At 39.2% G+C, this 8,097-nt stretch carries 7 protein-coding genes; all 7 read right to left on the reverse strand.

What is annotated here, in order from left to right; all coding sequences use genetic code 11:
- Entirely contained in the window at positions 1–1,125 is a 1,125-nt protein-coding gene (locus KKH91_03735) for a DegT/DnrJ/EryC1/StrS family aminotransferase (GenBank protein ID MBU0951924.1), read from the reverse strand.
- A complete protein-coding gene (locus KKH91_03740) occupies positions 1,122–1,757 on the reverse strand; it encodes an acetyltransferase (GenBank protein ID MBU0951925.1) in 636 nt (211 codons plus the stop codon). The genes KKH91_03735 and KKH91_03740 overlap by 4 nt, the downstream gene beginning before the upstream one ends.
- A complete protein-coding gene (locus KKH91_03745; GenBank protein MBU0951926.1) occupies positions 1,754–2,977 on the reverse strand; it encodes a glycosyltransferase family 39 protein in 1,224 nt (407 codons plus the stop codon). The genes KKH91_03740 and KKH91_03745 overlap by 4 nt, the downstream gene beginning before the upstream one ends.
- On the reverse strand, positions 2,965–4,335 hold the full coding sequence (locus KKH91_03750) for a B12-binding domain-containing radical SAM protein (GenBank protein ID MBU0951927.1): 1,371 nt from the start codon (positions 4,333–4,335) through the stop codon (positions 2,965–2,967). The genes KKH91_03745 and KKH91_03750 overlap by 13 nt, the downstream gene beginning before the upstream one ends.
- Positions 4,332–5,498, reverse strand: coding sequence for a glycosyltransferase family 9 protein (locus tag KKH91_03755; GenBank protein ID MBU0951928.1), 1,167 nt, complete (start codon positions 5,496–5,498; stop codon positions 4,332–4,334). The genes KKH91_03750 and KKH91_03755 overlap by 4 nt, the downstream gene beginning before the upstream one ends.
- A 63-nt stretch (positions 5,499–5,561) precedes the next feature.
- Entirely contained in the window at positions 5,562–7,463 is a 1,902-nt protein-coding gene (asnB, locus tag KKH91_03760; protein ID MBU0951929.1) for an asparagine synthase (glutamine-hydrolyzing), read from the reverse strand.
- A 12-nt stretch (positions 7,464–7,475) separates the two neighbouring features.
- Positions 7,476–8,097 (reverse strand): glycosyltransferase (locus KKH91_03765; protein MBU0951930.1); only part of this gene is annotated, 622 nt, incomplete at its 5' end.

An 8,097-nucleotide genomic window follows, 5' to 3' on the forward strand; every position in this document is an offset into this window, starting at 1 on the left:
TTATTTCTTGTTGAATGCATGAATCTGTTGGGCAATAAATTCAATTTCCCTTTGTTTTAATTCAGCATATATCGGCAATGATAAGACTATTTTTGAGAGTTTTTCTGAAACAGGAAAATCTCCTTCTTTATACCCAAGAAATTTGAATGCCGGCTGTAAATGAAGAGGGATCGGGTAATGCACGCCCGTGCCTATTTCCTGTTTTGTCAAAAAATCCCTCAAAGAGTCCCTGTTTTCTGATTTTATCACGAACTGGTGGTAAATAGGGGTTGCAAAATCTGAAACCGCTAAAGCGGTAACCCCGGAATTTTTTAAGAGCCTGCAATAAAGTTTAACTTTATTGCGCCTTTTTTCGTTCCATTTATCCAGTTTTTTTAGCTTAATCCTGAGAATTGCCGCCTGGATTGTATCCAGCCGTTTTGTAAAACCAATCATTTCATGAAGATACTTTTCAGTCCTGCCGCAATCGCGTAAAAACCTTATTTTTGTGTATAAGTCTTTATTGTTAGTTGTTACAATTCCCCCGTCGCCGCAGGCGCCGAGGTTTTTCGCCGGGTAAAAACTGAAACAGCCGGTGTCTCCCATCGACCCTGCTTTTTTCAGGGTGCCGTCAGAGGATTTATAGAGCGCGCCGGAAGCCTGGCATGCATCTTCGACAATTTTTAGGTTGTATTTTTTAGCCAGGGCCAAAATTTCATCCATCCTGCAGGCCTGGCCGTACAGGTGAACGGGAATAATTGCTTTTATGGAGCTGTCTTTCTTGATAAGTTCTTCGGTTTTGTTAATATCAAGGTTGCAGGTGTCTTCTTCTACGTCGACAAAAACCGGCTGCGCTCCGGTGTAATAGACCGATGTCGCAGTGGCAATAAAAGTGAATGCCGGCACTATTACTTTGTCGCCTTTCCCGATTCCCAGTGCAATCAGGGACAGCTCTAACGCGCTTGTGCCGTTGTCAACGCCGACAGCGTATTGTGTCCCGCAATATTGGGCGTATTCCTTTTCAAAAAGAGCAACATCCTCGCCGAGAATAAAACTGGTAGTGTCTATTACTTTTTTGATAGCCCTGTTAATCTGGGTTCTGATTGGTTTGTGCTGTTTTTTTAAATCAATTAAGTTAATTTTCATTTCCCGTTCCTTTCCTTATTTTTATATGGTTTATCGGTTACACCGGTTATGCATTTCAAATCAAAAACATTTTTTTGAACTCTCCCGGGGTTTCCATAAACAACTGAATTTGCCGGTATATCCTTTGTAACAACAGTTCCTGAACCTATGAGGCAGTTTTCACCTATAGTTACGAAAGGCACAATAGTTACATTGCAACCTATTTGTGTGCCCTTTTTAATTGTAGGGCCTTTCATACAATCTTTTGAATGAGAACAGCCGGGATGCATATCATTAGCAATAGTTACGCCCGGCGCCATAAAGACATCATCTTCAATGGTTGTAAACTGCGCTATGTAGCAATTACAATGAATTTTTACATTGTTGCCTATTCTACAATCGTAATCTATGGTTGTATTATTCCAAACCGAAAAATTGTTCCCTATTTTATTTTCTTCACGGATTATTACATTGTGCCCGGTCTGCAGGTTTTTCCCTATAGTTGTTCCGGTATAGATAACCGCGTTTGAACGTATGTTTGCCCCTTCGCCGATAATCAGTTTTTGGGTTTTTTTCAACCTCGGGGCTTCAACCCCGAGTATTGCTGTTTTATCTACAAAAGAATTTTTCCCTACGATAACATTTTTTTTCATGACTTTAAGTTTCCTTTCTTTAGAAGTAAATGATAAAGCCCGCAGGCTGCAAAAATCATAATTAAAGGCTCTATCGGAAGGCGGTATCTTGCGATAGGAGCAACCAGGTTATGCATAATGGTAAAGTAAATAAAAAGAACCGTAATAGGCATATAAATAATCCGCCTGTCTTTCGAAACATAAAAACCGATAACTGCGAATAAAAGCCAAAGGGCGTGAAAGAAATACATCAAATAACCTGTCACTTTTGATTTTTTGGAAACCAATTCCTGCCCTACAGGCTGGAACCAAAAGCGGAAAAACTTTTTAACGGTTAATTTCAAAAATCCGGCAGGGTGGCTGGTTATATTCTTAAATGCTTCTTTCTGCATATTTTTTTCTAAAACCACCGGGTTCTTGATTTTATGCACGGCAAATAACTTGTAGAAATCAGCATCCCTGTCTGTTTTTGATATGCCATCCCAGGGCAGGTAGCTCCCGGCCCATAATAATTCCCCGCTGCTTACGTTAACAAGCAACAGCTTGCCAAAAGTGAAGTAATTTCTTACAGTCCAGGGGATTACGGGAATGAAAGTTATAAAAATCAATAATATCAAAGACCTGGAAATAGTTAAAAACGAATATTTTTTTCTTAAAAGCAGGTAAATTCCAACGCTTAAAAAAAACGGATAAAACAACAAAGTTGACCTGCAAAGATTTGTTACGCCGGTTAAAAGAACAGCTATAACTATAACCAAAATATTTTCTTTTTTTAACCCGACAATGATAGCATATATGACGATAGTTATCAATAGAGTAAAAAGCGTTTCTGAACCGATTATTCCGGTATAAACTATTAATGGCGGGTAAAAACAAAGCAGGATTCCTGTAATTTGCGCGATTTTTTTGTTGAATATTTCGAGCGCAATTAAACATGCAAAAACGATTATGAACGCATTTATTAATGCCTGGGCGATTTTAACTATTAGAAGATTATGGCCGAAAGCAAAGAAAATTGAAGCTAAAAATAACGGGTAAATGGGAGGCCTTACGGATGTAGGATTTCCGTCCGCTTCAGTAAACCCATTGCCCGATCTCACGTTCCAGGCTACTGCGTCCCAGGAAGCCGAATCGTCGAATCCAGCCGGCCTTGGAGGGGCGCAAAGGACATAACTTAACCCGATCAGCAGCGACAAAACAAATACTGCGATTAGAAAATGCCTGGTTTTTATAGTTTCCATGTTCTTCTTATCAAATGAAAGGCGTTTAGAATATTGTTTGCCAGTTCGTAGAAAGTCCTGATGCTTTTGATTCTTCTTATAAGGTATTTAGGGCGCAGGTAAAAGGCCCGGACAGCCTGTTTTCTGATTTTTCTCACTTGCTCATAAGTCAAATGTTTAGTCGGCATGGCCACAGGCGTGCCTGACTGGTCCATTCTTATAAAATCACTGTTAATAAGATTGAGTGATATCGCCTGTTTTCGTAAATCCGTGCCTGCCCGGGGTACGGCAACACTGAAGGATGCGTAATCAAGAGGCAATTCTTTTAAAAAATTTAATGTGTCTTTCGCGGTTTCCGTCGTTTCATCCGGAAGCCCGAAAATAAATGTCCCTACAGTCCTTATTTTAAGGCGGTTGGTTATGGCGAGTGTTTTTCTTATGTCCTCTTTATTATAACCTTTTCTATAGGCGGATAAAATTTTATCATTTCCTGATTCTATCCCGAGTATCAGCGTATGGCATCCGGATTTTTTCATCAGCAAGAGCATTTCTTCGTCCAATACGTCGACTCTTGAAAAACCGAACCAATAAATATCCAGTTTCTGGTTGATTATTTCATTGAGCAGTATTTTTGTTCTGGCTCTGTTGGTCCCGAACGTCTGGTCAACAAAGAATATTTCTCTTACATTCAATGATTTAATATATTTCAATTCCGCTATAACATCCTCAACTTTTTTCATTTTATGCTGAAGGGTGCCAATCATGCAAAATGTGCATTTGAAAGGGCATCCGTATTCGGTAAGAACGGAGCAATACCTGTTTGAAGTGATAAATGGGTACCTGTAATGGATTTCTATAAATAGTTCATGGTAAGGCAGTCCCGAAAAGTCTGTTTCTTTAGAGCCGCTTGAATTAGATAATATTTTATTGGATTTTTGGTAATTATCCGGGTTATTTATGTAGTCAATTATTGAAGGCGATGTAAAATCTGTAATTACAGCATCAAAAAAATCATATTCATCAATATATTTTTCAGGATTTTCATGCAAAACGTCGCCGCACACAATGAGTTTGCAATTAGTTTTTGATTTCATTAATTTCAAAAAGGACATATCTTCGTCCCAGGAAACAGATGCAACTAAAGAGATAATAAAGTCCGGGTTTATTTTGCTGATTTTTTCAAGTGTTTCTTCAATGGATATATCCTGCACGATAGAATCAATTAAAAATATTTCGCAGTTTAATTGGCGCAAAGTTCCGCTTAGGGTGACCAGGTCTATAGGATGGGTTGAGTAATTTGCCTGCGAGACCTTGCTCTCGTAATAATCCCTTATATATAGGTTTTTACCGGGCGGGTTTAATAGTAATATTTTTTTCATATCAATTTCTCCAGTTTATTCCATACTTCCCCAACAGTTATATCTTCAAGGCATGCGGGGGATTTTTTATCGCACCGGAAGGTTTTGTCTTCATGCACGTTTATACAGGGGCTGCAGTCCAGGTTTTTAAAGAAAACAATGTTCTTGTCCCCGGACGGCGCATAAAGAACCGGCGTTTCCGGGCCGAAAAAAGAAATAGTCGGTGTTTTAAGCGCAACAGCAAGATGCAAAGGCCCGCTGTCATTTGATATTAGCAGTTTTGAATTCTTGAATAGCACAATCAACTGAGATATATTAAGAGTGCCCGCTGTATTTATAACCCGGGATTTATCCAGGCCCGAAATTATTGAATCTATATAGCCTGACTCTTTAGAATTGCCGATATAGGCTATTTTAAGGTCTTTTGACCGGGATAGAATGTTTTTTGTCAATTGGGTGAAATTATCTTTAGGCCACCTTCTGGTCATTGCAATTTCCCCAGCATTAGGGTTGATGCAGATATATTTTCCGGATTCAAGGTTAAACCGGCTGAAAATAGTTTTCATTTCAGCATTTACATCAATTGCGGGTTTGGGCTGTAATAATACCAGATTCTTTTCTTCGGGAATTCCTGCGGCTCTTCCCAAGTTATAGAAATTCTGTGCAACATGCCAATATCTGTTAAAAGGAACGCCGATTGTATGCAGTTGCCCTCTCCAGGCTTCCCAGGCTTTAAACCCGATGCGCTCTTTTGCGCCGCTCAAGTAAGTCACAATAGCTGAAAACCTGGTAAAGAATTCCAGATCAAGCAGGATATCAAGTTTAATTCCCCTCATTACTGCAACAATTTTTACAAAACTCATTAAAAAACCTATCGGGCCGCGGTCAATGTCCAAAGTTATGACTTCATTGACAGGTTCGAACATTTTTACGATTTCTTCATTTCTGGAAAGAGTCAGAAAATATATTTTTGAATCGGGAAATTTTGCCCGCATTGCCTGTAATAACGGAGTAGAAAGTATGATACTGCCCATTCCCCAGAATTTCATTACAAGTATTTTTTTTGGAGGGGTTGGCTGTGTTTTTTTTCTAAAAAGTTTTAAGAATAGGCCTGCAAAGCTCAGAAGAGCGCATAATAACCAGCCGGCATATTTGTCTACAAATTTCATTAAGCGGAAGTCCATGTTACCTCTTTCATACCCAATGTTACTCGCTTGGAAGAGTATTGGGTATATTACCTATCTTATCTATTTATCTATATAAATTCTATGCCACAGTTCAAGCACAAGCAGAGCCCAAATTCTATAGCCGTGGTCATTTTTACCGGTTACATGTTCGTCAAGCAAATTGCGCATTTCCGTTTTATCGAAATAACCCCTGTTTAGCGACTTAGAATCCAACAAAACATTATGCGAATAATCTCTTAATTCATTTTTAAACCATTTTCCTACCGGTATTCCAAACCCTTGTTTGCCCCTTTTTAATATTTGCTCAGGCAGAATATCCTTGAAAGCTTCTTTGAAAATATATTTAGAAGTAAGATTATGAAGTTTCCAGTTTGAAGGAAGCGAACTGGTAAACTCGATCAGCTTGTGGTCAAGCAGCGGTGAACGGGTTTCAAGGGAATTAGCCATGCTGGCAATATCCATTTTTACTAATAAGCATTCCGGCAAGTAAGTCATCAAATCTGTGTAAAGGGTTCTGTCTATGGTGTCTCCCGAAGGGGCCGGCGCATTTAAAAAAGTGTTTTCCAGATAACTATAAGCGTCATTGCCGGAAAAATGTTCCTTCATATTGGTAGAATAAATTTTGTTTTTTGTTTCATTATCAAAGTAAGCATGCCATATTACATTCCTGGTTTGGGGCGGCTGTGCAAGCGCAGAAAACAGCCTGTGCATATATCTGAACCTGCTTCTTGCGTTGCTCGATTCGGTATGCGGTATCAATGAAGCTAATTTGTTGGTTAATTTACTGCCTAAAAGCCTGAAAGGCCAGGAAAAATATATTGCGCCTTTCATTGCTTTATGCCTTAAATATCCGGCGAAATTTTCGTCGCCCCCGTCCCCATTTAAGGCAACTGTAACGTGGCTTCTGGTTTCTTTTGCTACGTAATATGAAGGCAGAGCGGAAGTGTCGGCAAACGGCTGGTCATAATGCCACAATAATTTTGGCAATATATCAATAAAATGAGGTTTTACAATAAACTCATGGTGATCTGTTTTAAAATGATTGGCAACTATTTTTGCGTAGCCTAATTCTGAAAAAGTTTCTTCTTCAAAACCAATAGAAAACGTTTTAACCGGCTTGGAAGATAGTTTGCTCATTAATCCGGTTATTATACTTGAATCTAGTCCCCCGGACAAAAAAGCGCCCAGAGGCACATCTGAAATCATTCTGAGTTTTGTTGATTCTGTCAGCAATTCAACTAAGCGAGTTTTTGCGTCATTGAAAGATAATTGCGTCTTTTTCCTGAAATCAATGTTCCAATATTGTTCAATTTTAATCTGTCCGTCTAGTTTGCATAGCAGGGTTGACGCGGGCTGAAGTCTTTTAATAGTTTTGAAAATCGTCCCGGGTCCCGGTATGTATTGATAAGTTAAAAATAAATGAATTGCGGATAAATCAATTTCTGGAGTAGATTTTAAATGAGCCAGAATAGATTTCATTTCCGAAGCGAAAACCAGTGAATTGCCGGCTACTGTGTAAAAAAGAGGTTTTTTTCCTATTCTGTCTCTGGCGATGAATATTTGTTTTTTTCTATTGTCCCACACAGCAAAGGCGAACATTCCCCGTAGCTGGTCAACGCAGTTCTCTCCATATTCTTCGTAAGAATGGACTATTACTTCAGTATCGGTTTTTGTATAAAACTTATGCCCTTTTTGTATCAACGCCTGCCGGACTTCCTGGAAGTTATAAATCTCGCCGTTTAATACCGTCCAAATTGAGCTGTCTTCGTTATGTATGGGCTGGTGGCCTGTCTGTAAATCTATAATTGAAAGCCTTCTTATTCCAAGGCCTGCATTTCCTGTTGTATAGATACCCTCATCGTCCGGGCCCCTGTGGCGTATAAGATCGCACATCAGCCTTATTTCAGGCTCCGTGACAGGTTTGTTGCCGCCAAAATTGAAGATTCCGCAGATTCCGCACATAGTTTTAAATAATCAGATAATTGGATTATTGGATAATTTGTTACTATTTTTTTCTATTGCTTCAAGATACATATTTTCAAATTTTGACGCAATGTTTTTCCAGGTATAATTTTCCAGTACAACCTTGCGGCCGTTTGCGCTTATTTGCCGCCTTAAATTCTTGTCTTTTAAAAGCCGTACTACAGACCCGGCGAAATCAGCCGGAGTATCCGCTATTACGATATTTTCCCCGTTTTTTAATTCCGGAATGCCTGCGCAGGCAAACGAAGCAGCAATTGTCGGCGTACCCAGCGCCATAGCTTCAATTATTTTATATTTCATGCCTGTCCCGATTCTCATCGGGCAAACATTAAGCGAAGCTTTCGCTATATAAGGGCGGATATCTTCAACATATCCGGTAACTACAACTTTTCTTCCGTTGCTTATCATTCTTATTTGTTCAGTAGGGCACTTGCCGACTATATAATATTTGATTTCGGGTATTTCTTTTTCTACGAGCGGAAGTATATCCTTGTAAAAATAAAGAGCTGCGTCAGTATTAGGCAAAAAATTCATTATTCCCCGGAAAATTACGGAAGGGTAATCATCTTCAACAAAAACAGGTTTAAAATATTCCGGGTCAACTCCTATTGGA

The organism is Elusimicrobiota bacterium (genome assembly GCA_018816525.1).
GTDB lineage: Bacteria > Elusimicrobiota > Endomicrobiia > CG1-02-37-114 > XYA2-FULL-39-19 > OXYB2-FULL-48-7.